Annotated in this window: 29 protein-coding genes and 1 pseudogene; 13 read left to right on the top strand and 17 right to left on the bottom strand. The window is 60.7% G+C overall.

Features of this window, described 5'->3' with window-relative positions; all coding sequences use genetic code 11:
- The first annotated feature begins 36 nt into the window (after positions 1 to 36).
- Positions 37 to 501, top strand: coding sequence for a TIGR02444 family protein (locus tag AC1DXW_RS01970; RefSeq protein ID WP_477754322.1), 465 nt, complete (start codon positions 37 to 39; stop codon positions 499 to 501).
- Here the strand turns inward: AC1DXW_RS01970 and AC1DXW_RS01965 are convergent.
- A complete protein-coding gene (locus AC1DXW_RS01965) occupies positions 498 to 1,592 on the bottom strand; it encodes an AlgP family protein (RefSeq protein WP_477754321.1) in 1,095 nt (364 codons plus the stop codon). The genes AC1DXW_RS01970 and AC1DXW_RS01965 overlap by 4 nt on opposite strands.
- A gap of 192 nt (positions 1,593 to 1,784) precedes the next feature.
- On the opposite strand from AC1DXW_RS01965, the gene AC1DXW_RS01960 reads away from it, so the two are divergent.
- Complete coding sequence (locus tag AC1DXW_RS01960; RefSeq protein WP_477754320.1) at positions 1,785 to 2,450, top strand: FKBP-type peptidyl-prolyl cis-trans isomerase; 666 nt, start codon at positions 1,785 to 1,787, stop codon at positions 2,448 to 2,450.
- Positions 2,451 to 2,510: 60 nt separating this feature from the next.
- On the opposite strand, the gene rsd is transcribed toward AC1DXW_RS01960, so the two are convergent.
- From rsd to AC1DXW_RS01920, 8 genes and pseudogenes are all read right to left on the bottom strand, one after another.
- Positions 2,511 to 2,969 carry a sigma D regulator gene (gene rsd / locus AC1DXW_RS01955; protein ID WP_477754319.1) on the bottom strand — a complete coding sequence of 153 codons (459 nt, stop codon included), beginning with the start codon at positions 2,967 to 2,969 and terminating at the stop codon, positions 2,511 to 2,513.
- A 178-nt stretch (positions 2,970 to 3,147) separates the two neighbouring features.
- The gene (locus AC1DXW_RS01950; protein ID WP_477754318.1) at positions 3,148 to 3,699 is read right to left on the bottom strand and encodes a disulfide bond formation protein B; all 552 of its coding nucleotides are present in this window, start codon (positions 3,697 to 3,699) and stop codon (positions 3,148 to 3,150) included.
- 263 nt (positions 3,700 to 3,962) lie between these two features.
- Complete coding sequence (locus AC1DXW_RS01945; RefSeq protein ID WP_477754317.1) at positions 3,963 to 5,201, bottom strand: heme biosynthesis HemY N-terminal domain-containing protein; 1,239 nt, start codon at positions 5,199 to 5,201, stop codon at positions 3,963 to 3,965.
- Positions 5,198 to 6,361: a uroporphyrinogen-III C-methyltransferase gene (locus tag AC1DXW_RS01940; protein ID WP_477754316.1), complete on the bottom strand. Its 1,164-nt coding sequence runs from the start codon at positions 6,359 to 6,361 to the stop codon at positions 5,198 to 5,200. The genes AC1DXW_RS01945 and AC1DXW_RS01940 overlap by 4 nt, the downstream gene beginning before the upstream one ends.
- A gap of 16 nt (positions 6,362 to 6,377) precedes the next feature.
- On the bottom strand, positions 6,378 to 7,145 hold the full coding sequence (locus tag AC1DXW_RS01935) for a uroporphyrinogen-III synthase (protein WP_477754315.1): 768 nt from the start codon (positions 7,143 to 7,145) through the stop codon (positions 6,378 to 6,380).
- Entirely contained in the window at positions 7,142 to 8,083 is a 942-nt protein-coding gene (gene hemC, locus AC1DXW_RS01930) for a hydroxymethylbilane synthase (RefSeq protein ID WP_477754314.1), read from the bottom strand. The genes AC1DXW_RS01935 and hemC overlap by 4 nt, the downstream gene beginning before the upstream one ends.
- Positions 8,084 to 8,221: 138 nt before the next feature.
- On the bottom strand, positions 8,222 to 8,968 hold the full coding sequence (locus AC1DXW_RS01925; protein ID WP_223456459.1) for a LytR/AlgR family response regulator transcription factor: 747 nt from the start codon (positions 8,966 to 8,968) through the stop codon (positions 8,222 to 8,224).
- Positions 8,965 to 9,087, bottom strand: a pseudogene (locus tag AC1DXW_RS01920) (sensor histidine kinase); the annotation flags it as partial. The pseudogene AC1DXW_RS01920 and the gene AC1DXW_RS01925, both read right to left, overlap by 4 nt.
- Before the next feature lie 341 nt (positions 9,088 to 9,428).
- On the opposite strand from AC1DXW_RS01920, the gene argH reads away from it, so the two are divergent.
- Positions 9,429 to 10,823 carry an argininosuccinate lyase gene (gene argH / locus AC1DXW_RS01915; protein WP_477754313.1) on the top strand — a complete coding sequence of 465 codons (1,395 nt, stop codon included), beginning with the start codon at positions 9,429 to 9,431 and terminating at the stop codon, positions 10,821 to 10,823.
- 138 nt (positions 10,824 to 10,961) lie between these two features.
- On the opposite strand, the gene AC1DXW_RS01910 is transcribed toward argH, so the two are convergent.
- Complete coding sequence (locus tag AC1DXW_RS01910) at positions 10,962 to 11,621, bottom strand: glutathione S-transferase family protein (RefSeq protein ID WP_477752297.1); 660 nt, start codon at positions 11,619 to 11,621, stop codon at positions 10,962 to 10,964.
- Between the two features lie 124 nt (positions 11,622 to 11,745).
- Here AC1DXW_RS01910 and AC1DXW_RS01905 point away from each other — a divergent pair, with 124 nt between their 5' ends.
- The 3 genes from AC1DXW_RS01905 (at position 11,746) to AC1DXW_RS01895 (ending at position 15,520) form a co-directional block, all read left to right on the top strand.
- Positions 11,746 to 12,030 (top strand): hypothetical protein, encoded by a 285-nt coding sequence (locus AC1DXW_RS01905; protein ID WP_007992234.1) that lies wholly within the window; start codon positions 11,746 to 11,748, stop codon positions 12,028 to 12,030.
- Positions 12,031 to 12,240: 210 nt separating this feature from the next.
- A complete protein-coding gene (locus AC1DXW_RS01900; protein WP_007980796.1) occupies positions 12,241 to 12,486 on the top strand; it encodes a TIGR02647 family protein in 246 nt (81 codons plus the stop codon).
- A gap of 190 nt (positions 12,487 to 12,676) precedes the next feature.
- Positions 12,677 to 15,520 carry a class I adenylate cyclase gene (locus AC1DXW_RS01895; protein ID WP_477752296.1) on the top strand — a complete coding sequence of 948 codons (2,844 nt, stop codon included), beginning with the start codon at positions 12,677 to 12,679 and terminating at the stop codon, positions 15,518 to 15,520.
- 7 nt (positions 15,521 to 15,527) lie between these two features.
- Here AC1DXW_RS01895 and rnk read toward each other — a convergent pair whose 3' ends face one another.
- The 3 genes from rnk to cyaY all read right to left on the bottom strand — a co-directional run bounded on the left by rnk (position 15,528) and on the right by cyaY (position 16,724).
- Positions 15,528 to 15,938: a nucleoside diphosphate kinase regulator gene (rnk, locus tag AC1DXW_RS01890; protein ID WP_007992229.1), complete on the bottom strand. Its 411-nt coding sequence runs from the start codon at positions 15,936 to 15,938 to the stop codon at positions 15,528 to 15,530.
- Positions 15,939 to 16,165: 227 nt separating this feature from the next.
- Positions 16,166 to 16,387, bottom strand: coding sequence for a DUF1289 domain-containing protein (locus AC1DXW_RS01885; protein WP_477752295.1), 222 nt, complete (start codon positions 16,385 to 16,387; stop codon positions 16,166 to 16,168).
- Between the two features lie 4 nt (positions 16,388 to 16,391).
- Positions 16,392 to 16,724: an iron donor protein CyaY gene (gene cyaY, locus AC1DXW_RS01880; RefSeq protein ID WP_007980802.1), complete on the bottom strand. Its 333-nt coding sequence runs from the start codon at positions 16,722 to 16,724 to the stop codon at positions 16,392 to 16,394.
- A 296-nt stretch (positions 16,725 to 17,020) separates the two neighbouring features.
- Here cyaY and lptM point away from each other — a divergent pair, with 296 nt between their 5' ends.
- From lptM to AC1DXW_RS01850, 6 genes are read left to right on the top strand one after another with little or no spacing between them, the layout of a single operon-like run.
- Positions 17,021 to 17,197: an LPS translocon maturation chaperone LptM gene (lptM, locus tag AC1DXW_RS01875; RefSeq protein ID WP_477752294.1), complete on the top strand. Its 177-nt coding sequence runs from the start codon at positions 17,021 to 17,023 to the stop codon at positions 17,195 to 17,197.
- A 9-nt stretch (positions 17,198 to 17,206) separates the two neighbouring features.
- Entirely contained in the window at positions 17,207 to 18,454 is a 1,248-nt protein-coding gene (gene lysA / locus AC1DXW_RS01870; protein ID WP_477752293.1) for a diaminopimelate decarboxylase, read from the top strand.
- Between the two features lie 4 nt (positions 18,455 to 18,458).
- On the top strand, positions 18,459 to 19,289 hold the full coding sequence (dapF, locus tag AC1DXW_RS01865; protein ID WP_150671962.1) for a diaminopimelate epimerase: 831 nt from the start codon (positions 18,459 to 18,461) through the stop codon (positions 19,287 to 19,289).
- Between the two features lie 13 nt (positions 19,290 to 19,302).
- Positions 19,303 to 20,028 carry a DUF484 family protein gene (locus tag AC1DXW_RS01860; RefSeq protein WP_477752292.1) on the top strand — a complete coding sequence of 242 codons (726 nt, stop codon included), beginning with the start codon at positions 19,303 to 19,305 and terminating at the stop codon, positions 20,026 to 20,028.
- A gap of 2 nt (positions 20,029 to 20,030) precedes the next feature.
- Positions 20,031 to 20,930, top strand: coding sequence for a tyrosine recombinase XerC (gene xerC / locus AC1DXW_RS01855; protein ID WP_477752291.1), 900 nt, complete (start codon positions 20,031 to 20,033; stop codon positions 20,928 to 20,930).
- Positions 20,927 to 21,628, top strand: coding sequence for an HAD family hydrolase (locus AC1DXW_RS01850; RefSeq protein WP_477752290.1), 702 nt, complete (start codon positions 20,927 to 20,929; stop codon positions 21,626 to 21,628). Before xerC ends, AC1DXW_RS01850 begins: the two co-directional genes overlap by 4 nt.
- A 159-nt stretch (positions 21,629 to 21,787) precedes the next feature.
- Here the strand turns inward: AC1DXW_RS01850 and sutA are convergent, their stop codons facing one another.
- The 4 genes from sutA to glnK form a co-directional block, all read right to left on the bottom strand.
- The gene (gene sutA, locus AC1DXW_RS01845) at positions 21,788 to 22,108 is read right to left on the bottom strand and encodes a transcriptional regulator SutA (protein ID WP_108217207.1); all 321 of its coding nucleotides are present in this window, start codon (positions 22,106 to 22,108) and stop codon (positions 21,788 to 21,790) included.
- A 101-nt stretch (positions 22,109 to 22,209) separates the two neighbouring features.
- On the bottom strand, positions 22,210 to 22,635 hold the full coding sequence (locus tag AC1DXW_RS01840) for a secondary thiamine-phosphate synthase enzyme YjbQ (protein ID WP_008015517.1): 426 nt from the start codon (positions 22,633 to 22,635) through the stop codon (positions 22,210 to 22,212).
- Between the two features lie 214 nt (positions 22,636 to 22,849).
- Positions 22,850 to 24,187, bottom strand: coding sequence for an ammonium transporter (locus tag AC1DXW_RS01835; protein WP_477759735.1), 1,338 nt, complete (start codon positions 24,185 to 24,187; stop codon positions 22,850 to 22,852).
- Between the two features lie 35 nt (positions 24,188 to 24,222).
- On the bottom strand, positions 24,223 to 24,561 hold the full coding sequence (gene glnK, locus AC1DXW_RS01830) for a P-II family nitrogen regulator (protein ID WP_002555808.1): 339 nt from the start codon (positions 24,559 to 24,561) through the stop codon (positions 24,223 to 24,225).
- Between the two features lie 420 nt (positions 24,562 to 24,981).
- Between glnK and AC1DXW_RS01825 the strand changes: the two genes are divergently transcribed.
- Positions 24,982 to 25,242 (top strand): accessory factor UbiK family protein, encoded by a 261-nt coding sequence (locus AC1DXW_RS01825; RefSeq protein WP_477752288.1) that lies wholly within the window; start codon positions 24,982 to 24,984, stop codon positions 25,240 to 25,242.
- The last annotated feature ends 283 nt before the right edge of the window (positions 25,243 to 25,525 follow it).

The raw sequence follows: 25,525 nt of genomic DNA, 5'->3' as shown, positions 1-25,525 counted from the left end.
CTACCAGCTTCGCTCGCAACTGGCGCGAGTAGCACTATGTCCTCTGACCTGTGGAGTTTTTCCCTTAGTACTTATGCCCAGCCCGGCGTTGAACCCGCATGCCTGCAATTGCAGTCGGCGGGCATCAATGTGTGCTTGCTACTCTGCGGACTGTGGCTGGGAGAACGTGGCGTCGCCTTTAACGAACACCGATTGCAGCAACTGCGTAGCGTGGCCGAGCCGTGGGACGCAGACGTGGTGCGACCGCTGCGAGCCTTGCGGGTGAATTGGAAAGTCGTTGCCGCCGACGATGGCGAACTGAATGCTTTGCGCGAGCAAGTGAAGGCACTCGAACTGGAAGCCGAGCGACATCTGTTGGTACGACTGGAACGATCGGCGTTGAGTTGGCCGCAAGGTGAGGCGACCGATCTATCGGCCTGGCTCAATGGTGTGGCGGCAGGCGCCGCCCACCTGGACCGCGACGCGCTGCATCAGCTGCGCGTCGCGGTAACCGGCACTTAGGAAGCGCTGGTTGGGGTGGTTGCTGCGATCGATGCGGCGGCCGGCGTTGGCGCTGGCGTGGCTGTCGAGGTGGCTGCTGCTAAAGCAGACGTTGCTGCCGGAGCCGGGTTGGCTGGCTTGGCAACTGGCGCGGCGGCCGGCTTGGCGGCAACAGGTTTTTTCACTGCTGGTTTTGCAGCTGGCTTCGCCGCCGCTGGCTTGGCAGCGGGTTTGGCGGTGGCCGGTTTGGCAGCAGCGGCAGGTTTAGCCGCAGCAGGTTTGGCGGCCGGTTTAGCGGCCGACTTGGCCGCTGCTTTTACAGCGGGTTTGGCCGCAGTTTTCGCAGCAGGTTTTACAGCGGGTTTGGCCGCGACAGATTTGGCGGCCGGCTTCGCAGCAGGCTTCGCTGCTGCGGTTCTGGCTGCGGGTTTTGCTGCGGGTTTAGCGGCCGTTTTTGCAGCTGGTTTTGCAGCCGCGGTTTTCGCCACGGCGGGTTTGACGGCAGCAGTTCTTGCAGCACTAGATTTGGCTGCGGCAGGCTTGGCTGGCGTCGTTTTAACAGCCGGTTTCGCAGCGCTGGCAGCGACTGCTTTTCTCGCTGCTGGTTTGGCTGCGGCTTTCACCGGTGCTTTGGCGGCCGGCTTGGCCGGTGCTTTTGCAGCAACCGGTTTGGCAGCGGCTTTCTTCGCAGGTGCCGCAGCAGGTTTGGCTGCACGCAGGGACAACGCCTTGCCGACAGCCTCTTGTACACGACCGACGCCCTGGGCCAGTTTCAGGCTTTCCTGGGCATCGCGCTTGAGTTGCAGAATGTAGCCGCGGGTTTCCGATTGACGATCCTTGAGGGCATCGAGCAGCTCTTCAAGGTCGGCCACTGCGTCCTTGGCCTTGGCTTGTGCCTTGGCTTTTCCGGCCGCCGCAGCGTCCTGCAATTTGGTGCGGGACTTGTGCAGTTTCTCTTGCGCTTTTCCGCGCTGCTTTTCCAGTTTGGCGAGCAGTTTTTCAGCATCAGCCAAGGCTTCGGAACAAGCGGTTTCCAGGTGCTCGAGCAGGCTGCCCGAGAGTTGTTGGAGCAGGTGCAATGGAGTGTTTACTGGCTTCTTGGTGGCCGACATGGTTTACCTCCTGGCTGAAGTGAGTGCGGCTCATACTAGACCTCTGCTGCAACCGCCGCTAGGGCATGTTGACACTATCGAAAGCCCCGCGTTGCAAAGGATCGAAAAACTTCTGTCGCGACGCAAAAGCAGTTCACCGTTGCGCGCATTCTCACTGGCATAATCGCCCGCAATTCAGATCGGAGAGTGCCCATGTCGCGCTACCTTTTTTTATCGCTGTGCGTGTTTTTTTCGGTGGCCCAAGCCGCCGCGACAACACAGGAAAATGAAGCCCGCGATCTCGCTTACAGCCTGGGTGCGAGCCTTGGCGAACGCTTGCGCCAGGAGGCTCCCGACCTGCAACTCCAGGCGCTGGTCGAAGGATTGCAGCAGGCCTATCAGGGCAAACCGCTGGCGCTGAAGGACGAGCAGATCCGGCAGATATTGACCGAACATGAAGCCCGGATCGCCATGCAGTCAGCCGAGCCGCAAAGCGAAATGGCGCTGGAAAAGGAACAGCGTTTTCTCGCCACAGAAAAGACCAAGCCCGGCGTGCGCGAACTGGCTGATGGCGTGTTGCTGAAGGAGTTGACGCCAGGCACTGGTGCCAAGGCCGGACCGAACGGCAAAGTGCAGGTGCTGTACATCGGTCGCTTGCCCGATGGCACGGTGTTCGATCAGAACAGCCAGCCACAATGGTTCAGTCTCGACAGCGTGATCGCCGGATGGCGCAGTGCATTGCAAAACATGCCGGTCGGGGCGAAATGGCGACTGGTGATTCCGTCGGCCCAAGCCTATGGCGCCGACGGTGCCGGCGACGTGATCGCACCGTTCACTCCATTGGTGTTCGAAGTCGAATTGCGCGGTGCAACCAGCTGACAGCGGAAATGAAAAACGGCGTGCCTTGGCACGCCGTTTCGGGGTCTTGCAGGAAGTGCTTCAGGCCTGAACCGAATCGGCTTCCTTGTGGGCTGTGTGCAGCACTTCGATCAGGCAGTCTTCCAGTTCGAAGCGTTCGTGCAACAGGCTACCCAGTTCCTTGAACTTCTCGGCAACGCATTTGCCTTCGTCGCAAAGGTCATTGAACGCAAGCAGCTTTTCAGTGATGACATCGATGCGCGGGTAGATGGTCTCGGCGAGCTCCAGCCCACGCTTGTCGTTGAAGGCCTTGGCCTCCCCCGTCAGCTGTTCGTAGATCTCGAAATGCCCGGCCGATACATAATCGACCAACACGCCGCAGAACTCCTGCAATGGCTTGCGATTCGTGGACAGTGCCTCTGGATCGGCACCGAGCTTGTCGTATGCATCGATCAGCTCTTCGCGCTCCTGCAACCAGCGATCGATCAGCAGGTGCACTCCACCCCAGCGTTCCTGAGCATTCTGACAACTTTCGAGCATGGTGATCTCTCTTCCCTTGTGGGTCAGCTGCTCAATGCCCGTCGCCCTCTTGTTACGTCGGGGGCGATTTCAGGCAGAGCGTCATCGAGCAACATAATTCCAATGACACGTGCGGGCCAGATTATGCCCGCACGACACTGGCTTCAAGGTACGCAGGCGATAAAGTTCATACAAGTGTTTAATCGCCCGCAAAGGCCCGGTGCGACGACTCGCCGCTGAGTGGTCGCTGATAGCTGGTCCAGACCAGTCGCAACGACTGGTAAACGGCCAGAATCATCATCGCGACGAAGAACAGCAGGCTCCACTCGGTGAGACTCAGATCGAACAGCGTCCAGGAAATTTCCACACAATCGGCAGCGCCCTTGAACATTTGTTGTACGACGGATAGCCACGGAGAACTGGCCAACAGGTCCGCCAGATGGGTCGAGCACGCCGCTGCCTGTTCCATCGGAAGGCTTTGCAGCAGGACCTGTCGCCACGCCGTGACAGTGCCCGCGAGGCTGCAACAAAGACTGAGCAGCCAATACAGAACGTTTCCGATGCGACCGGGGCCATGGACCGAAGCCAACAGGCAGACACCGGCAAAGAGCGCCATGCAAAACCGTTGCAACAGACACAATCCACAAGGCCGCAGGCCGACTGCATATTCCAGGTAGTAGGAAACGCCTATCGCCAGAGCGCCCGCAATGAAAGCCATGAAAAACAAGGAGCGTGAGCAGGCCAAAGACATGGCTTTTCCGTAAAAGTAGTGACAGACCATTACGGTAGAGGAAAGCACGACGGCCTTACAAGGCAAGTGCCCACAGAGACTTCAGCACAGGCGTAGGGAAATCCCGACGCAGGCGAGAGGATAAAATGTAGTCCTCTGTAGGACTTTGTCTGCGACGAGATGCGGCAACTGAATTTCAACTATTCATCGCACTGCGGCGAGGGCGATCACTCCTTCGCCGCAGGTCATCGCTCAGACGCCGAAACCTGGCGCCAGCGAACGGGTCAAGCGCGGACTGGCACTGGCAGAGGGGCCGCGAGCAAGCGTTCATCCAATAACCCCAGGCCTTCCTGAAACAGTTGGTTGCTGCGCTCGGTATCGCCCATTTGCGCCAGCAAGCGTGCCAGTTCCGCACAGGCTTCCGGATTGCGTTGTACACGCAGGCTGCTTTCCAGATAGTCCCGGGCCTTGCCCCACAAACTGTTTTGCAGACATAGACGACCCAGTGTCAGTAGCAGGCCCGGATCGGCCGGATGGTCCTTGAGCCAGCCTTCGGCGGCCTGCAACTGGCGGGCCGGATCATTGCCGCGAACCAGTCCGTAGAGTCGTGCCAGATGACTGTCGTAACTGCGTTTGAGAGCAGTACGCAGCACTTCTTCGGCCTCGACCTGAGCCCCCAATTGACGCAGTTGTTCGGCATACGCGAGCACCAGTTGCGGCTCCTGACGCTGTGCCGAGGTCAGTTGTTGCCAGGCACGTTCAAGCGATTGCTGCCCCTCCGTTCCGTTTTCTTCCCGTTGCGCTGCCAGAGACAGGTTCGCCCCCCAGGCCCGACGCTCCAGCTCGGCGAGCTCGGCCGCCGGCAGGATTTTGTCTTTGCGCAGCTCCGGCAGCAGGCGAATCACTGCCGACCAGTCACCACGCTGCTCAAGCAAGCGCTGCAACTGCCGCAGGGTCTGTGCGTTATGAGGATGGCGTTCACGCATGGCTTGCAGGGTGGCGAGGGCACCTTCGGTATCACCGCGATCGGTCTGCAACTGAGCGTGGCTCAAGGCGATAGCCAACTCGGCCTGAGGCTGACGCTCCAGGGCGCGCTCCAGCAAGTTGTCGCTTTCTTCGTAATGGCCTTGTTCGTTCGCGGCACGGGCCGCACCGAGGTAGTAAAGCAGCGGCTGGCGCTCGGCTTCGGCGGCCCGATGCAAGTGACGTTGCGCACTGGCCCAGCGACCCTCGGCCAGGTCCAGTTGACCGTGCTCGATCGCCACCTGCACCCGACGACTGCGGTTACGCCGAGACCACGGGTTGACCACGCCACTGGATGTCATCACCAGTTCGACCAGCGATTTGACGCCCCAGATCACCAGCCAGAGCACAGCCACCAGCGCCAAAGTAGCCCACAGGCTCGACTCGTAGCGGAAGGTCTTGTAGGCAATCAGCACGTAACCGGAGTGTTCGGCAATCGCCAGCCCCAGCGCAGCGGCAGCGGCGATCACGAGGAACACGATCACATAGAGGCGTTTCATGGCGTGGCCTCCGGCGCGGTGTTCGCGGCAGGCCTGGCCAGTGGCTTGACCGAATCTTCGGCATTGAGGTTGCGCCGCTCCAGATACCCCTGCACCGCGCTCAGGGTGCCGGTCATGTCCGGAGTGACTACGGTGACAGGTTGCTTGCTCAACTCGGCCACCTGCTCAAGCATTACTTTGCTTTGTGCGTTGTCCGGGTTGAAGTTGCCCTTGAGGATGTCCCGCGCTTCGTCCAGCACCTGGGAGTAAACCGCCGCCTGGCCATTGAGTGCGGCCCACTGCGCTTGCTCCAGCGCCAGGCTCAGGGCCAGGCGTACCTGACTCAGGCTCTGGCCGGCCAGCAATGGGCGAACGTTTTTGTCGGCACTGAAATCGATACGGATGTAGCGGGAAATCTGATCCCACCATTGCGCCCAGCGGCTGGCACCGTCGCCATCGGCGGTCAGACCCAGCAACGAATCGCCACGGTCCTTGTACTCCGGCGCCAGCTCGGTGAGGCTGGCCACTTGATCGCGCAGCGCGCCCAGACGCAGAAACAGCCCGGTGCGATCCGGTTGTTCGGTACTGCGCAAGGCAATCAGGGTCTTGGCCACCTGCTCGCGAGCGGCAAAAGAGCCTGGGTCGTTCTGCTCGCGCAGTATCTCATCGGCACCCTGGACCAGTGCCTGGGCGCTGCTGATGTCCTGCAAGGCCGACAGTCGCAGGCTGGCCAGACGCAGCAGGTGCTCGGCCTCGGCCAGACGCCAGTCCTTGCGACTGGCGCCGAGTACGGTTTCCAGCCGTTGGTTCAGCCGCTGCTGATCACCTTGCAGCTGAATCACCAGACGGCTACGTGCTTCCAGTTCATCGGCGGGAGGTAATTGCGCCAGGCGTGCGCTCAGGCGCTCCTCATTGAGCTTGAGGTTTTGCGCCTGGTCATTCAGCACCTGCATCTGGCTCAGTTGCTGCTGATTATTGGCTTGCAGGTGACGCACCTGCCAGACACCCCAACCGCCCACCGCGACACCGGCCGCTCCCAACAGCAGCGCAATGATTGCCAGACCATTGCCTCGACGCTGCTCGGCAGCAGGTGGCGGCGGCGGCATTTCATCAACAGGTGCATCAACAGGTGCATCGATCACCCGTCGCGAGTCATCTTTAGGCAAGGCTGTTTCGCTCACGTATCCATCCTTTGCATTAGAAAACGGGTACGGGATGCTCCCGTAACGCCGTCAGCAAGGCCGCGGCACTCGCACCGCGACAATCCACAACTGTTTTGGCCCCGGCGGCACGCGCCAGCTCGGCAACCCTGGGGCTTGGTACAAACAACGGCAACTGCGCCAACTGCGGCCAGGCGTCGCCGGCCAATTGATGCAGGTGCTCAAAACCTTGTCCACTGCTGACCACCAGCCCGTTCAGGCGTTCCGCCTGGATCCGTTCCGGCAGCGCTGTCGGCGGGTAAATCGGCAATGCCCGGCGGTACAGTTCCAGATACTCGACACTAGCACCAAGCTCACGCAAACGCTCCGCCAGCAACTCGCGCCCGCCCTCCCCGCGCAGGATCAACACTCGCGCATCGGGTTGTGCGATAGCCTCGCGCAGTCGGGAAAGTTCGAGCAAGGCTTCACTGTCATCGCCCTCTGCCGGGAAGCTCACGTCCAATCCGTGATCCTCGAGGATCTGCGCAGTCGCCGCGCCGACGCTGAACCACTTCACACCGGGCGGTGTTGGCCAATACCGCTCGAGCAGTTCGACGCCGATCCGGGCGGCCGGCTTGCTGACCACAATGACCGCGCAGAACTGATCCAGCGCCAGAATCACCTGGCGCATTGTGTCAGTGGCCGCAATGGGCATGATGTCCAAAAGCGGCAGACTGTTACTGAATATCCCCTGCTCGGCCAAAAGACTGCTCAGCGCCGCCGACTCATCGGCGGGACGCGTCAGCAGCAAGCGCCAGCCGATCACTCGTGACCAGCCTCGCCATAGACCGCTTTGAGTATGGCGTCGGCACCCTGGCTGAGAAGGTCTTCGGCCACTCGCACTCCCAGCGCTTCGGCATCGCCGCGAGGAGCGCGGGCCTCTGCGCTGAGCAGCAGACCACCCTTTGGATCGCCCACCAGCCCGCGCAACCACACCTGCTCACCTTCCAGCACGGCGTAGCAGGCAATCGGCACCTGGCAGCCACCATTGAGGTGCTTGTTGAGAGAGCGTTCGGCGGTCACGCGGGTGGCGGTGTCCTGGTGATGCAGGGGCGCCAGCAGAGCGTGGATTTCACGGTCGGCGCTGCGGCATTCGATACCCACCGCGCCCTGGCCACCGGCTGGAAGGCTGTCGTCGACGCTGATGGCCGAGGTAATGCGATCTTCAAATCCCAGGCGTATCAGGCCGGCAGCGGCGAGGATGATGGCGTCGTATTCGCCGGCATCGAGCTTGGCCAGGCGAGTGTTGACGTTGCCGCGCAGGAAGCGGATTTCCAGGTCCGGGCGACGGGTCAGCAATTGAGCCTGGCGGCGCAGGCTGGAGGTGCCGACGATGCTGCCATGGGGCAACTCATCGAGACTGGTGTAGGTGTTGGAAACGAAGGCGTCGCGCGGGTCTTCCCTTTCGCAAATGCAGAACAGGCCAAGGCCTTCGGGGAAGTCCATCGGCACGTCCTTCATGGAGTGCACGGCGATGTCTGCTTCATTGTCCAGTAGAGCGGTTTCGAGTTCCTTGACGAACAGGCCCTTGCCGCCGATTTTCGACAGCGGTGAGTCAAGCAGCTTGTCACCACGACTGACCATGGGGACGAGTGTCACCAGCAGGCCCGGATGAGCCGCTTCAAGACGGGCTTTGACGAATTCGGCCTGCCACAGGGCGAGAGCGCTTTTGCGGGTGGCGATGCGGATCTGGCGAGAGGACATGGATCAATCCGTACTGAATAGATACGGCGGATAATAACAGCTCAGCCAAATCCACTTTGACTTGTATCAGATACTACTCGGCCTCCCTGGCCCCGGATGTCCGGCAATCGGGTGTGAAATTCGCCTGCGAACAGCTGTTTAAAGCTGTTGCATCATCTTGCGCACGCCAGCCACATGACGCCGGCTGACGATCAGCGCATCACCATTGAGGCCTTTGAGGAACAGCTGAAAATGCCCCAGGGGTGTGCGTTGCAGTCGCTCGATACGCTCGCGGGCGACCAGCGCATTGCGATGGATACGCACGAAACGGTCACCGAATTCGTCTTCGAGGGCCTTGAGCGGCTCATCGAGTAGCACTTCGCCGCCTTCGTGGCGCAAGGTCACGTATTTGTGGTCGGCAATGAAATACACCACCTGATCCAGCGGAATCAGCTCGATCCCTTTACGGGTTCGGGCGCTGATATGGCTGCGCGGTCCGTTGCCGCTTTCGGCAGCAGGGCGGGTCAGGGCGGCGAGCTGGGCACGATTGGGGCGCTCGGCTCTCTTTAATGCGTCATGTAATTGTTCAGTTCTCACAGGTTTCACCAGATAGCCTACGGCGCTGGCCTGTAAGGCTTCCACGGCAAATTCATCGGGCCCGGCGCAGAACACCACGGCGGGAGGGGTTTCGCGTTCGCACAACCGCGCAGCCACTTGCAGGCCATCCAGGCCGGGCATGCGGATATCAAGCAGCACGATATCCGGTTTGTGGCTGTCGATCAGTGCCAACGCCTCTTCGCCATTCGTGGCACTAGGCTCCAGGACACTGTATCCCTCGAGTTCGCCAACCATTCGGCTCAGGCGCTCGCGGGCCAAGGGTTCGTCATCAACGATCAGGACATTCATATTGCGCTGGATTCCTGCGTGAGTCTCGCACAAGGATAGCGTAGACAGGTGAAGTGACGTCCGTCACCGCGATCCACGCTAAGACTAGCGCGAGCGTCAAAAAGTGCCGCTGGTCCGGCGGCTAAATTTTCATCTGCCGGGCGATTGGCGGCCCAGGCCCGCATTGGCGACACGTCGCCACAGGGTTTGCTGTTACGCAATCTGAACACTCCCCTCTTTTTATAATCAGCGGCTGCAACGAAAAGTGCGCTGATCCTACTGTCCAACTGTAGACGGTTGCCGGGACGATACAGCTCAATTGGAAAATATCGTTCCGCAAAAATGCGCGGGGCTTACCCAAGCCTGGACTCGTCCCCCCAAAAAAACCTGTCGACCAGTGTCAGCGACAGGATTGGCAACCCTGTTATTATCCGCGTCAGCGTTCCACGCCTTCCTACTTCAAGCCGATACGAGCGAATTCATGAGCACTGACAAGACCAATCAGTCCTGGGGCGGCCGCTTCAGTGAACCCGTCGACGCCTTCGTCGCCCGCTTCACCGCCTCCGTCACCTTCGACCAGCGCCTGTATCGCCACGACATCATGGGCTCGATTGCCCACGCCACCATGCTGGCCAAGGTCGGCGTGCTGACCGATGCCGAGCGCGACAGCATCATCGATGGCCTGAAGACCATCCAGGGTGAAATCGAGGCCGGCCAGTTCGACTGGCGCATCGACCTCGAAGACGTCCACATGAACATCGAGGCGCGGCTGACCGACCGCATCGGCGTGACCGGTAAAAAACTGCACACCGGCCGCAGCCGTAACGATCAGGTCGCTACCGACATCCGCCTGTGGCTGCGTGACGAAATCGACCTGATCCTGGCCGAAATCACCCGCCTGCAAAATGGCCTGCTGGAGCAAGCCGAGCGCGAAGCCGCCAGCATCATGCCGGGGTTCACCCACCTGCAGACTGCACAGCCGGTGACGTTCGGGCACCACATGCTGGCCTGGTTCGAAATGCTCAGCCGCGACTACGAGCGCCTGGTCGACTGCCGCAAGCGCACCAACCGCATGCCGCTGGGCAGCGCCGCGCTGGCCGGCACTACCTATCCGATCGATCGTGAATACACCGCTCAACTGCTGGGTTTCGACGCGGTAGGCGGCAATTCGCTGGATAACGTCTCCGATCGCGATTTCGCCATCGAATTCTGCTCGGCCGCCAGCATCGCGATGATGCACCTGTCGCGCTTCTCCGAAGAGTTGGTGCTGTGGACCAGTGCGCAGTTCCAGTTCATCGATCTGCCGGACCGTTTCTGCACCGGCAGCTCGATCATGCCGCAAAAGAAAAACCCGGACGTACCGGAGCTCGTGCGTGGCAAGACCGGTCGCGTATTCGGCGCGCTGATGGGCCTGTTGACCCTGATGAAAGGCCAGCCTCTGGCCTACAACAAGGACAACCAGGAAGACAAGGAACCGCTGTTCGACGCCGCCGATACCCTGCGCGACTCGCTGCGGGCCTTTGCCGACATGGTTCCGGCGATCAAGCCCAAGCACGCGATGATGCGCGAAGCGGCCCTGCGCGGGTTCTCCACCGCCACCGACCTGGCCGACTACCTGGTGCGTCGCGGCCTGCCATTCCGTGATTGCCACGAAATCGTCGGTCATGCCGTGAAGTACGGCGTGGACAGCGGCAAGGACCTGGCGGAAATGAGCCTGGAAGAGCTGCGCAAGTTCAGCGACCAGATCGATCAGGACGTGTTCGCCGTGCTGACCCTCGAAGGCTCGGTCAATGCCCGTAACCACATCGGCGGCACCGCGCCGGCACAGGTGAAGGCTGCTGTAGTGCGCGGCCAGGCACTTCTGGCCAGTCGCTAAATCGTCAAATGCATCGTCGGATCGCCGCCCGGAGCCGGCTCGCTCCCACACTGGATAGTGTTCGCACATCCAACCCTGTGGGAGCGAGCCGGCTCCGGGCGGCGTTCCGACGATGACTGACCTCAAAACCCCGCAGAACTACTTCTTGGCAGCAATCATCGCCATGAACGCCGGCATCGCCGCTTCCCTGTCCGCCGCCACTCGCTGAACGTTCGGGTTTTCCCCCAACCGCTGCAACAGCGCCTTGGCCGCCGGCAGCTCGGCCAACAGATCGATGTCAAACAACTTCTTGGCGACCCCACACGCCAGCGGCACGCTGAACAGGAAATACAGATCCGCCACGCTCAAGCTGTCGCCAGCCACGTAAGGGCTGAATTTGCCGTGCCGGCCCAGGGCTGCCATCCCCAACAACAGTTCGGCCTTGGTTTTTTCCTTGATCGCTTCCGGTACGGTCATGCCGAAGAATGCTTCGCCGTAACAGGCCCGCCCCGGCAATTCGATATACAGCTCGATCTCTTTGGCCAGTGCCAGCACCTGCGCGCGTTCGAACGGATCGCTCGGTAGCAGCGGCGTGCCGTTCTGACTTTGCTCGATGTATTCGAGGATCACGCTGGTTTCATTGATGAAGCCCTGTTCTACGTGCAACACCGGGACCTTTCCGCGGGGGCTGATGGCCAGTGCCTCGGGGCTGGTGCCGGCGTAAAACGGTACTTCTTCGAAAGGCAGACCTTTTTCCAGCAGCGCCAGCTTGACCATGTTGTAGTAGTTACTGACGGAGAATCCATAAAGCTTGATCATCACAAAGCCTCCAGACCATGCGGGGTGGGCAGTGCCTGTTTATAGAACGCTGCCGGGATTCTTGCCAGCAGCATCACGCGGTTGAATGCGGGTAAACTGACCACCTTTCCCTGAGGAGCCTGCCATGAGCGAGCTGAACGATATCGACAACGACGAAGAAGAGTTCGCCGAAAGTACCCTGATCCAGGCCATCGAAAACCAGATCGAAAGCGACAACCCGCCAGCGGCCAAGGCGACGTTCAACAAGCTGACGCTGGTGGGTTACGAGCGGGAAGAAATCCTCAACTTGATGGCTCACGTTTTGGCGGTAGAAATCGACGCGATCCTCGAAGAAGACCGCGCGTTCAACACCGAATGGTACGAAGCTGCACTGCGTGCATTGCCCGAGCTGCCGCCGGAAAAGCAGTAAGCCCTACCCGCTCCCTGTAGGAGCGAGCTCGCTCGCGAAAAACCCGAGAGCGCCGCGGGGCGTCAGGTTTCCAGCGTCATCGTTGATGACCTTCGCGAGCAAGCTCGCTCCTACAGAGAAAAAAACCCTGTCGCGGGCACTGGACATGCCGGACAAGCGGGTTCACCTTAGGGGCGCTGTCGTCCAATTCCTAGAAAGTCTGGAGTCCTTATGTCGCTTACCCCTGAGTTGGTTGCCGAACTGGAAGTCCTCGCACTCTTCAACCTGGACAGTTCCCAGGAAGGTCTGAAAATTCATCAGACCGCTGCCCCGAAACACATTGCCGCCGCCAAACGCCTCTTTGAAAAAGAACTGACCGACCAGCCTGATGGCGGTTACCTGACCAGCCTGGGTCGTGACGCCGCGCAAAATGTGCAATCCGTGCTGACCATTCTTAACGCCGAAGTAACAGCCTGAATTCTGCCGCATCGCCCACGGAGACCCCGAGCCAGGGATTTCCGCGGGCACATTCCCCTGATTTCCGTCTCCAGCCGATAGAATTCTGACGCCAGAAAAAATCAGCTTAAAGGTCCTCGCCTCAAGACGCTAAACTGCCCCTCATCCGAAGAGCCCCACGTCCGAGCCCTGCGAGCCGGTTTGAGCTGACATGACCCGCAACCATGAAATCCGCCCCGATCTGGACGAGGGAATCGACCGCAAGGTTCTCAGCCAGTTGCGCGCACGCTTTCTGAAACTCAACGAAGGACGCATGGCTCGCGCCATGGAAGGGTTGTCGACCCGCCAGCAAGAGGTCCTGACCTTGCTGCCGCTGTTTTTCCACGTGAACCATCCGCTGTTGCCCGGCTACGTTTGCGGCAGTACGCCGGCCGGGCTGTCGAATTTCGAACCGGATGCCAATGTCCTCGCTGAAGCCCAGCGCCTGACCCGATCGTTTTCCTACAAACCGCGCCACGGCAGCAACCCGCCCCGGCCGATTCACGGACTGTTCCTGATGGGCAGCCTCGGCACCCTGGCTCAGGCCGACCAGAGCGACATGGATGTGTGGGTCTGCCATGGGCCGGACCTGACCGAGAACGAACTCGCCGAACTGCACAAAAAATGCCAGTTGCTGGAAGTCTGGGCCGCCAGCCAGGGTGCCGAGGCGCACTTCTTTCTGATCGACCCGACCCGTTTCGTCCGGGGCGAGCGCGATACCCAGCTGAGTTCGGAAGATTGCGGCACCACCCAGCACTACCTGTTGCTGGACGAGTTTTACCGCACCGCGATCTGGCTGGCCGGACGTACACCGATCTGGTGGCTGGTGCCGGTCTACGAAGAGTCGAGCTACGACCGATACACCCATACCTTGATCTCCAAACGCTTCATCCGCGCAGATGAAACCCTCGACCTCGGCAACCTGGCCTTCATCCCGCCCGGTGAATTTATCGGCGCCGGGCTCTGGCAGTTGTTCAAGGGCATCGAGTCACCCTACAAATCGGTACTCAAGCTGTTGCTGACCGAGGTTTACGCCAGTGAACACCCAAGGGTCCATTGCCTGAGCCTGCGCTTCAAACAAGCGGTATTCGCCAACCGGCTCGACCTCGACGAGCTGGACCCGTATGTCGTGGTGTACCGGCGCATCGAGGAATACCTGGTCGCCCGCAACGAACCGGAAAGGCTGGAGCTGGTGCGTCGCGCGCTGTACCTGAAGGTCAATCGCAAACTGACCGGCAGCAGCCGCACCCAGAGCTGGCAACGCTCTTTGCTCGAGCGCCTGGCCCGCGAATGGCACTGGGACCAGCGCCAACTGGCCCTGCTCGATAGCCGCAGTCAGTGGAAAATCCGCCAGGTCAGCTCCGAGCGGCGGGCGCTGGTCAATGAACTGAACTACAGCTACCGCTTTCTCACACAGTTTGCCCGTCACGAACAAACGGTCAGCCGCATCAACAAGCGCGACCTGAGTGTCCTCGGCCGTCGCCTGTACGCCGCGTTCGAGCGCAAGGCCGGCAAAGTCGAGTTCATCAACCCCGGTATCGCCCCGGACCTGGCTGAAGACACCCTGACGCTGGTGCAGGCACCGAACAGGAAAGAACCGGGGCAAAGCCAGTGGGGCTTGTACAACGGCAACCTGACGGCGCTGGAGTGGGAACATTTCGCGCCGATCAAACGCAGCCGCCACTTGCTGGAACTGTTGACCTGGTGCCACCGCAATGGCGTGATCGACAGCAGTACCCGCCTGGCCTTACACCCCGGCACCAGCGACTTGAGCGAATTCGAACTGTTCAACTTGCTCCGCAGCCTGCAACAGACCATCGCCCTGCCCTTGCCCACCGTCGCCGAAGAACCGCTGCTGCGCGCCAGCGTGCCGAGTGAAGTGCTGATTCTGGTGAATGTCGGCATCGATCCGCTCAAGCACCATCGCGACCTGAACATCCTGATGACCACCGAGCGCACCGATTCCCTGAGCTACGCCGGTGTCCGGGAAAACCTGGTGCTGACCCTGGACCAGGTCACACTCAACAGCTGGAATGAAGTGCTGGTCGGTCGCTACGACGGCCCCCACGCCCTGCTCGACTGCATCCGCGATTACCTCAACAACCTGCCGGCCGGGCCACATCAGCCGAAGCTGCGGGTACGTTGCTTCTGCCATAACCGCGCGCAGTTCATTGCCCAACGGGTGGAGGAAATCCTCGATACTGCGCAGAACCTGCTGTTGAGCCGGCTCAATCATCGCTACCTGATCCAGGTCCAGCAGCACTACCACGTGTTGGAGTTGGTGCCCGGCCAGGTCCAGCACATCGCGCTGGCCACTCTACCGGCGCTGATCGATTACCTGGGCGAGGAAATGGCCAGCTACAGCCCGTTGCACCTGGATCCGAAGGCACTGGAAGACCACGACCTCGCGCTGCTCCTGCCGACGGGCCAGCCGGACTGCATACAAGTGTTCTATCGGGTCAACGAAAATCAGGCCGATCTGTACGTGCTCGATGAGTTCAATGCCCTGTGGCAGCAACGCCTGCCCTGGCACGACGAGCAAAGCCTGCTGGTGCCGCTGCAACGTTTCCTGCAATCGATCCAGCACCGTCGCGATACCCTGTTGCCAATGGATGCTGCCCACCCCTTGAACCTCGACACCCTGTATTGCCAGTTGCTGCCGTCAGGCCCTGGCCGGGCGCGCCGCATCGAAGCCCGACCGGTACCGCAGACACCGGTGAACAAGCCGCTCTACGACGTGCAGGCGATCGTCGGCAAAGCCGCACCGGGTCAGGTGCAGGTCACGCTGTATTGCAATCAACGGGAGTTTTCCGAGTTGGAGCATGGCGACCAGCTGTTCAGCGTGGTCGCCCGGGAAATCGTCGGGCAGCGCCGGGAAACCGAACGCTACCGCTGCTACATCACCGACCTCGACCTGTCAGGCCTGGTCGGCGAAGGTCAGAGTTCCACCCATCTGTACCTGCGCTACAAAGCCGACCTGGAGCACGCGTTGAACGAGGCGCTCGATCAGGTCTGAGGGGGTGTCACTCGGGGAACGCGCCGCCATTGGCCGGCTGCGATTCGACTTCCAGCAGCGTCAGCTTCAGGGTCTTGCCGCCCGGAGCCGGCCAATCGATATGCTGACCAACCTTCAGGCCAAGCAGCGCGCTGCCCACCGGCGCCAGGATCGAGACCTTGCCTTCGTCGGCATTCGCATCCTTGGGGTACACCAGGGTCAGGTGGTAGTCCTTGCCACTGCCTTCTTCTCGACAATGCACACGGGAATTCATGGTCACGACATCCGCCGGCACTTCATCGTGGCCGACCACGGTATCAGCGCGATCCAGTTCGGTTTGCAGCGCAATAACGCCCGGCAGCGTCTCGTCCAGGCTGTCGATCAGACGCTCCAGACGCTGGACGTCCAGACGGGTAAGGGTGATGGAAGGTGCGGTCATGATCTGGGCAGACTCCTTTCTTCTGCACGAAAAAAGCAAAACCCCGCCAGAAAAAGGCGGGGTTTTCATAAGCCTCGGTGGGTTGAGGCGTTTCCGGACACTATCACAGCTCAAAAAATATACAAGCCGCCACGCGGCGGCGTAGGAGCTGCCGCAGGCTGCGATCTTTTGATCTTGTTCTTCGGCAATCTTCAGAGCTGCCAAAAGATCGCAGCCTTCGGCAGCTCCTACAGAGCGCCAGCCTTGCGATTCGAAGCCTGCGCGCAAATCACCCGCCGACGTTCGTCATCGGCCGAACGCCACTCACGAATATCTTCGACATGACGAAAGCACCCCAGGCAGACTTTCTGTTCGTCCAGCCGACAGACACCGCTGCAGGGCGACGGCACCGCCAGGCTGACATTGCTGTAGAGCGGCTTGGGCGCACGGACAGGCGCAGGCTGAGTCACGATCTCACAGGCCTTCGAAATCGAGCTCGACGCCAGCCTGTTGCTGGACGATACGCTCGAGCATTTCACCCAACTGCTCTTCGCTCTTGTCGCACATCCAGCGCTCGCTTTCTTCGTCGTAGTCGAAGTGGAAACCGCCGGAAACCGCTGCCAGCCACAGCTGACGCAGCGGCTCCTGGCGACTGAAGATCAACTGGCTGCCGTTCTCGAACTTGACGGTCAGCACACCGGCCGAGCTCTCCAGATCGATATCCAGATCGCTGTCGTCAAAGATGTCCTCCAGGGTTTGCTGGGTGGCATCGACCAGGTCATGGAAACGCGCTTCGGACAAACTCATTACGGCAACCTCAAAAAGTGTCTGATCAGGCTCAAGCGCCGCAAGATACGACCGAGCCCCGTCGATTGCAAAGGATAACGCCCAGTTGCCTAACTGTGGGAGYGAGCTTGCTCGCGATGGCGGCCTCACATTCAACATCAATGCGCCTGTTATGGCCTCATCGCGGGCAAGCCCGCTCCCACAGGGTTCGATGTGCTTGCGGCCAAGCCCCGCCAGACGGGCGGTCCGCTGCATAGGCAAGCTGCCGGGTGGCCGGTATACTCCGGCGCAATTAATGCATTTTCAAGGATTTCGCCATGAAGCGCCTGATCTCCTCCCTTGCTGCGCTCCTCGCGGTTGCCTGCCTGCTGTCTGCCTGCGGTCAAAAAGGCCCGCTGTACCTGCCTGACGAAAATCAGGACCCTGCCGAGCAGGCCAAATCGTCACAGCAGCAGCCTGCCTCCAAAGCACACAAGCACGACGTCTACCAATAAGGGAACCTCATGGACGCTTTTAACTACCGTGACGGTGAACTGTTCGCGGAAGGTGTTGCCCTCTCTGCAATCGCCGAGCGCTTTGGCACACCGACTTACGTTTACTCCCGTGCACACATCGAAGCCCAATACCTGGCTTACGCCGATGCACTGGCCGGCACGCCGCACCTGGTGTGCTTCGCGGTCAAGGCCAACTCCAACCTGGGTGTCCTGAATGTCCTGGCGCGTTTGGGCGCCGGTTTCGACATCGTCTCCCGTGGCGAACTGGAACGCGTACTGGCCGCTGGCGGCAGCGCCGACAAGATTGTGTTTTCCGGCGTCGGCAAGACCCGTGACGACATGCGTCGCGCCCTGGAAGTCGGCGTGCATTGCTTCAATGTCGAATCCACCGACGAGCTGGAACGCCTGCAAGTGGTCGCCGCCGAACTGGGCGTTAGCGCGCCGATTTCGCTGCGCGTGAACCCGGATGTCGATGCCGGCACCCACCCGTACATTTCCACCGGTCTCAAAGAGAACAAGTTCGGCATCGCCATCGCCGACGCCGAAGACGTGTACGTGCGTGCCGCGCAGCTGCCGAACCTGGAAGTGGTCGGCGTCGATTGCCACATCGGCTCGCAACTGACCACCCTGCCGCCGTTCATCGACGCTCTCGACCGCCTGCTGGGCCTGGTCGACCGCCTCGGCGATTGTGGCATCTACCTGCGCCACATCGATCTCGGTGGTGGCCTGGGCGTGCGATACAAGGACGAGGAGCCGCCACTGGCTGCCGACTACATCAAAGCCGTGCGTGAACGCCTCGACGGCCGCGACCTGGCGCTGGTGTTCGAGCCGGGCCGCTTCATCGTGGCCAATGCCGGTGTATTGCTGACCCAGGTCGAGTACCTCAAGCACACCGAGCACAAAGACTTCGCCATCGTCGACGCCGCGATGAACGACCTGATCCGCCCGGCGCTGTATCAAGCCTGGATGGACGTCACTGCCGTGCGCCCGCGCAATACCGCTGCTCGCGCCTACGACATCGTCGGCCCGATCTGCGAAACCGGCGACTTCCTGGCCAAGGATCGTCAGTTGGCACTGGAAGAAGGCGACCTGCTGGCCGTGCATTCGGCCGGTGCCTATGGGTTTGTCATGAGCTCCAACTACAACACCCGCGGCCGTACCGCTGAAGTGTTGGTGGACGGTGATCAGGCATTTGAAGTGCGTCGCCGTGAGACGGTAGCCGAGTTGTTTGCTGGCGAAAGCCTGCTGCCGGAGTAAAAACATGCTGCTGCGTTTTACCAAGATGCACGGCCTGGGCAATGACTTCATGGTCCTCGACCTGGTCAGCCAGCACGCACATATTCTGCCCAAGCACGCCAAGCAATGGGGTGACCGGCACACCGGCATCGGTTTCGACCAGTTGCTGATCGTCGAGGCGCCGAGTAACCCGGACGTGGACTTCCGCTATCGGATCTTCAACTCCGACGGTTCCGAAGTGGAACAGTGCGGTAACGGTGCGCGCTGCTTCGCCCGCTTCGTACTGGACAAGCGCCTGACCGCAAAACGGCAGATCCGCGTCGAGACCAAAAGCGGCGTCATCGAACTGGACGTGCGAAACGACGGCCAGATCGGCGTCAACATGGGCGCCCCGCGTCTGGTGCCTGCGGATATTCCGTTCCAGGCGCCGGAGCAGGCCAAGAGTTATCAGGTCGACGTCGACGGCACCCCGGTCGATCTGGCTGCCGTGTCCATGGGCAACCCCCATGCCGTGCTGCGGGTCAGCGATATCAACAATGCGCCGGTGCATGAACTGGGGCCGAAAATCGAACATCACCCGCGCTTCCCGGCACGGGTCAATGTCGGTTTTCTCCAGGTCATCGACCGGAGCCGCGCGCAGTTGCGCGTCTGGGAGCGTGGAGCCGGGGAAACCCAGGCCTGCGGAACCGGCGCCTGTGCCGCCGCAGTGGCCGCGATCAGCCAGGGGTGGATGGATTCGCCGCTATTGATCGACCTGCCAGGCGGGCGTCTGTCCATCGAATGGGCAGGCCCTGGCCAACCGGTGATGATGACCGGCCCGGCAGTGCGCGTATATGAAGGACAAGTGCGTCTTTGAGTGAGCGAAATCCATGACCGACAAGCCTCAGGTACCCGCACGACAAGCTGACGAATCACCGTCCGAAAGCCTGGAGGCGGCGGCTGTTGCCGCCTACCTGGAGGCTCATCCGGACTTCTTCGTCGAGCACGAAGAACTGCTCCCGTCCCTGCGTATTCCCCATCGACGCGGCGATACCGTGTCGCTGGTGGAACGACAGATGACGATCCTGCGCGACCGCAACATTGAACTGCGTCATCGCCTTTCGCATTTGATGGACGTGGCCCGGGACAACGACCGACTGTTCGACAAGACCCGTCGCCTGATCCTGGCGTTGATGGATGCCGCCAGCCTGGAAGACGTGGTGATGTGCGTCGAAGACAGTCTGCGCCAAGAGTTCCAGGTGCCCTTCGTCAGCCTCATCCTGCTCGGCGACAACGCCATGCCGGTCGGCCGCTGGGCCACTCACGCCGAAGCACAAGTGGCCATCGGCGGCTTGCTCTCGGAAGACAAAAGCGTCAGCGGCAGCCTGCGCGAGCACGAACTGGACTTCCTGTTCGGTGAAGAACAGCGCAAGCAGATTGGCTCCACCGCGGTCGTTGTCATCAGCCACCAAGGCATCCACGGCATCCTGGCCATCGCCAGCCGTGATCCGCAGCACTACAAAAGCTCGGTGGGCACCCTGTTCCTGAGCTACATCGCTGAAGTCATGGGTCGCGTGCTGCCACGGGTCAACAACTCCCTGCGCTCGGTACGCTGAACATGGAACGGCAACTGGACGCTTACTGCGAACACCTGCGCAGTGAGCGGCAAGTGTCGCCGCACACGCTGTCGGCCTACCGCCGCGACCTCGATAAAGTGCTGGGCTGGTGCGTCAAACAGAGCATCGGCAGTTGGGCGGCGCTGGACATCCAGCGCCTGCGCAGCCTGATTGCCCGTTTGCACGCCCAGGGCCAATCGTCCCGCAGCCTGGCGCGATTGCTGTCGGCCGTTCGCGGGCTCTATCACTACCTGAACCGCGAAGGTCTGTGCGACCACGATCCGGCCAATGGCCTTGCGCCGCCGAAAGGCGAACGCCGCCTGCCGAAAACTCTCGACACCGACCGCGCTCTGCAACTGCTTGAAGGCGGGATTGAAGATGACTTTCTGGCGCGTCGGGACCAGGCGATTCTCGAGCTGTTCTATTCCTCCGGCCTGCGGCTGTCGGAGTTGACGGGGCTCAATCTCGATCAGCTCGACCTGGCCGACGGCATGGTCCAGGTGCTTGGCAAAGGCAGCAAGACTCGCCTGCTGCCGGTAGGCAAAAAGGCCCGCGAGGCGCTGGAACAGTGGCTGCCTCTGCGGGCCATGACCAACCCGGCAGACGATGCGGTGTTTGTCAGCCAGCAAGGCCGGCGTCTCGGCCCGCGGGCGATCCAGGTGCGGGTCAAGGCTGCGGGTGAGCGCGAACTGGGGCAGAACCTGCACCCGCACATGCTGCGGCACTCCTTCGCCAGCCATTTGCTGGAGTCCTCCCAGGACCTGCGCGCGGTGCAGGAACTGCTCGGCCACTCGGACATCAAGACCACGCAGATCTACACCCACCTGGACTTCCAGCATCTGGCAGCGGTCTACGACAGCGCCCACCCACGGGCCAAACGCATGAAAGGCGACGATTCATGAGTATTCAGTTGATCACCTTCGACCTCGACGACACCCTGTGGGACACCGCCCCCGTGATCGTCAGCGCCGAAGCCGTTTTGCGTGAATGGCTGACCGAGCACGCGCCCAACCTTGGGGCAGTGCCGGTGGAGCACCTGTGGGCTATTCGCGAGCGTGTATTGAGCAACGAGCCAAGCCTCAAGCACCGCATCAGCGCCCTGCGTCGGCGAGTGCTGTTCCATGCGCTGGAAGAGTCCGGTTACGGACATCACGAGGCGTCGGATCTGGCGGACAAGAGTTTTGAAGTGTTTCTGCACGCTCGCCATCAGATCGATGTGTTTCCGGAGGTCGAACCGACCCTGGAAATCCTCGCCAATCATTACGCCCTCGGCGTGGTCACCAATGGCAATGCCGATGTGCGTCGGCTGGGGCTGGCGGACTACTTCAAGTTTGCGTTGTGTGCCGAAGACATCGGCATCGCCAAACCCGATGCGCGACTGTTTCATGAGGCGTTGCAACGGGGTGGTGCGACCGCTCAAACGGCGGTGCACATCGGCGATCATCCGGGTGATGACATTGCCGGGGCGCAACAGGCCGGGTTGCGGGCAATCTGGTTCAACCCGGCAGGCAAGGTCTGGGAAGCAGAACGACTGCCGGATGCGGAGATTCGCAGCCTGACCGAGCTGCCGGCGTTGCTGGCGCGGTGGAATACCGTTTAGTTTCGAGGGTGATTTCACAAAGATCGCAGCCTTCGGCAGCTCCTACAGAAATTTGCGTATACCTGTAGGAGCTGCCGAAGGCTGCGATCTTTTGCTTTTCCATGAGGCACGAAAAAGCCCGCAGCGACGGCGGGCTTTTTCAGCAAGCGGGTAGCAGGCTCAGATAGGCCGGCTGCCGTACTTGTTGTCCGGCTTCTTGGGCGGATCGGCGACCACATTGGCCTCCACTTCCTGCACCTTGCCACCCTTGGCCAAAAACTCCTCCATGGCCCGCGCGAGAGCATCGCGTTCCTTGTTCTTGGCTTCGACACTCGGCAGCTCATCGACCGATACCGCTGCCTTGGCCTTGCCTTTGGCGGTCGGAACCGGCGCATCACCGCCGTCGTCTTCAGCGACGTCTTCCGCCGCTGCTTCCAGACCTTCTTCAGTTTCGTCGTCGCCTACTTCGAGGTCGTCGTTTTCCAGATCATCGTCGCTCATGTTCTACCTCATGACTTGCGAAAAGCAGATTAGTTATAGCCCAGCTTTGCCCTCTGTCGAAGGCTGCCGGAAAAAAATCAACAGCCGCTGCTGACCAGCGGTTATGCCTCTTCACCGTGCACGGTGGCGAGGACTTTGCGGGCACCGCCATGATCACGGTGCTCGCCCAGGTAAACGCCTTGCCAGGTCCCCAACGCCAGCCGGCCTGCCGAAATCGGCAAACTGAGCTGACAGCCAAGCACGCTGGCCTTGAAGTGCGCCGGGAGGTCGTCCAGGCCTTCGTCGTTATGCTCATAGCCGTCTGTTCCTTGTGGGATCAGACGATTGAAAAATCGTTCGAAGTCGCGACGTACCGCCGGATCGGCGTTCTCGTTGATGGTCAACGACGCCGAGGTATGCTGCAGCCACAAATGCAACAGACCGACCCGACACGCCTTGAGTTCAGGCAGGCCGGCGAGTAACTCGTCCGTTACCAGATGAAAGCCCCGAGGCCTCGCCCGCAAGGTAATCAGAGTCTGTTGCCACATACAGTTCTCCGCACGTTCGGGGCGCATTCTAGCGCGCTCTGGGAAAAAACAAAGGCCCTAATATTCCTTCAATCCTGTAAGCCTTCGACCGCACAAAAACACCCGGCGCAAACATCGCAAAACCTGTAGGAAAAAACCATTCAGCTGTTCCTCCAACGACAAATTTCAGACAAAAAAATGCCCGGCAAGCCGGGCAAGTTTTTTATGCGCGTGCTTACAAGTTGTAGCCGCGTTCGTTGTGAAGCGCCAGATCGATGCCGACCGCTTCTTCTTCTTCGTTAATGCGCAGGCCCATGACCGCATCCAGCACCTTGAGGATGATGAATGTGGCGATCGCGGTGTAGATCACCGTGAAGCCCACGCCTTTGCACTGAATCCACACTTGTGCGGCGATGTCGGTGACGGTGCCGAAGCCACCCAGGGACGGCGCTGCGAACACACCGGTCAGGATTGCGCCGAGGATACCGCCGATACCGTGCACGCCGAAGGCGTCCAGGGAGTCGTCATAGCCAAGCTTGCGCTTCAGGGTGGTGGCGCAGAAGAAGCACACCACACCAGCCGCCAGACCGATTACCAGCGCGCCCATCGGGCCAACGGTGCCGGCAGCCGGGGTGATTGCCACCAGACCGGCAACCACGCCCGAAGCGATACCCAGTGCGCTAGGTTTGCCATGGGTGATCCACTCGGCAAACATCCAGCCCAGCGCCGCAGCGGCGGTAGCGATTTGCGTCACCAGCATCGCCATACCGGCGGTGCCGTTGGCCGCAGCGGCGGAACCGGCGTTGAAACCGAACCAGCCGACCCACAGCATGGCCGCGCCCATCAAGGTGTAACCGAGGTTGTGCGGCGCCATCGGCGTGGTCGGGAAGCCCTTACGCTTGCCCAGCACCAGGCAGGCAACCAGACCGGCCACACCGGCGTTGATGTGCACCACCGTGCCACCGGCGAAGTCCAGAACACCCCAGTCCCACAACAGGCCGCCGTTACCGGACCAGACCATGTGCGCAATCGGCGCGTAAACCAGGGTGAACCACACGCCCATGAAAACCAGCATCGCGGAGAACTTCATCCGCTCGGCGAAGGCGCCGACGATCAACGCCGGGGTGATGATCGCGAAGGTCATCTGGAAGGTGACGAACACCGCCTCGGGGAACAGCGCCGCAGGACCGGTCAGGCTGGCAGGCGTGATGCCGGCGAGGAATGCCTTGCCCATGCCGCCGAAGAACGAGTTGAAGTTGATGACGCCCTGCTCCATGCCCGTGGTGTCGAACGCGATGCTGTAGCCATAAATGACCCACAGGACGCTGATCAGACCAGTAATGGCGAAGCACTGCATCATCACGGAAAGAATGTTTTTCGACCGGACCATACCGCCGTAGAACAGCGCAAGGCCGGGAATGGTCATGAACAGCACCAAGGCTGTAGAGGTCATCATCCAGGCGGTATCGCCGGAGTTGAGGACGGGTGCCGCCACTTCGTCTGCCGCCAAGGCAAGGCTGGGCATTACGATGGACAACAGGGCTCCTAGCCCTGCGAATTTACGCAGAGTCATATTGTTTTCTCCTGGGGCGTTGGGTTTGTGGCGGCTTAGATAGCGTCGGTATCGGTTTCGCCGGTACGGATGCGAATCGCCTGTTCCAGATTGACCACGAAGATCTTGCCGTCACCGATCTTGCCGGTGTTGGCAGCCTTGGTGATGGCCTCGATTACCCGGTCCAGATCCTTGTCGTCGATGGCGACGTCGATCTTCACCTTGGGCAGGAAATCGACCACGTATTCCGCGCCGCGATACAGCTCGGTGTGACCCTTCTGCCGACCAAAGCCTTTGACTTCAGTGACGGTAATGCCCTGCACGCCGATCTCGGACAGCGACTCGCGTACGTCGTCCAGCTTGAACGGCTTGATGATGGCAGTGACTAGCTTCATGAAAACTCTCTCCCGAATTGGTGAACTTGCCCCAGGAAAACAAACCCGTCTCAAGTCTAAGCGCAGTGCCTGGCTTTGTAACGCATCGTCGGCCTTACCTGCCCGTTCGACGCCAGCTAACCGCTCCTCACGAAGCACTCCCCCGTGTTTCGCTTGGCGCACTGCATTCGTCACAGCGACTGCATCAGTGCATGGGTCACCAGCATCTAAGCAGAAACCTTGCCATCTCCACAAAACTCATAGTTTTCAATCTTTTGCCGGCAGATGTCCGCCATATCGCAACAACACTCGCCGGGTTACGCACAATAACGGTGCGACGCCGTCCGTCCCCATGCGCGAAAAGTGTGCGCCCTTCGCCTGCGCAAAGAACTATAGACACTGCGTGATACACTGCCCGCCATTGTTTCCAGGACATTGCCCATGCTCGCGCCCAAAGACTTCCTCGACGCCCTCACCGGCACCGCCTCCCGCCTCTTCAGCGGCGACACGCCTCTGCCGAAAGCAGAAATCGAAAGCCAATTCAAAATGTTGCTGCAGAGCGGCTTCAGCAAACTGGATCTGGTGAGCCGGGAAGAATTCGATAGCCAGATGGTTGTATTGGCACGCACCCGGGCACGGTTGGAAAGCCTAGAGGCGAAGGTGGCGGAGTTGGAAGCGAAGCTGAGTCCGCCGACCGAGTAACTCATCAATCCTGATTTGAAATACAGCCCCTGTAGGAGCTGCCGAAGGCTGCGATCTTTTGATCCTAAGCCCCGCAAAAATCCCGGCAACGTCCTACAAACATCACACCGCCGTCCGATTGCGTCGCTAAGCGCCGATTCCTAAGCTCATCCCGGCTGAACATTCAGCACTGGGTTTGGCGACCTGGAAGCTTAAGGCGCACGACGACCATCCGAAGGCGGGAAATACTCCGCCACATCGAGTCATGGCGGTTGTGCGTGGGAGATCTTCGGATCTGCCGGGT

It is taken from the genome of Pseudomonas sp. P4_C4, from assembly GCF_056402055.1.
This window is presented reverse-complemented; position numbering and strand designations above follow the sequence as displayed.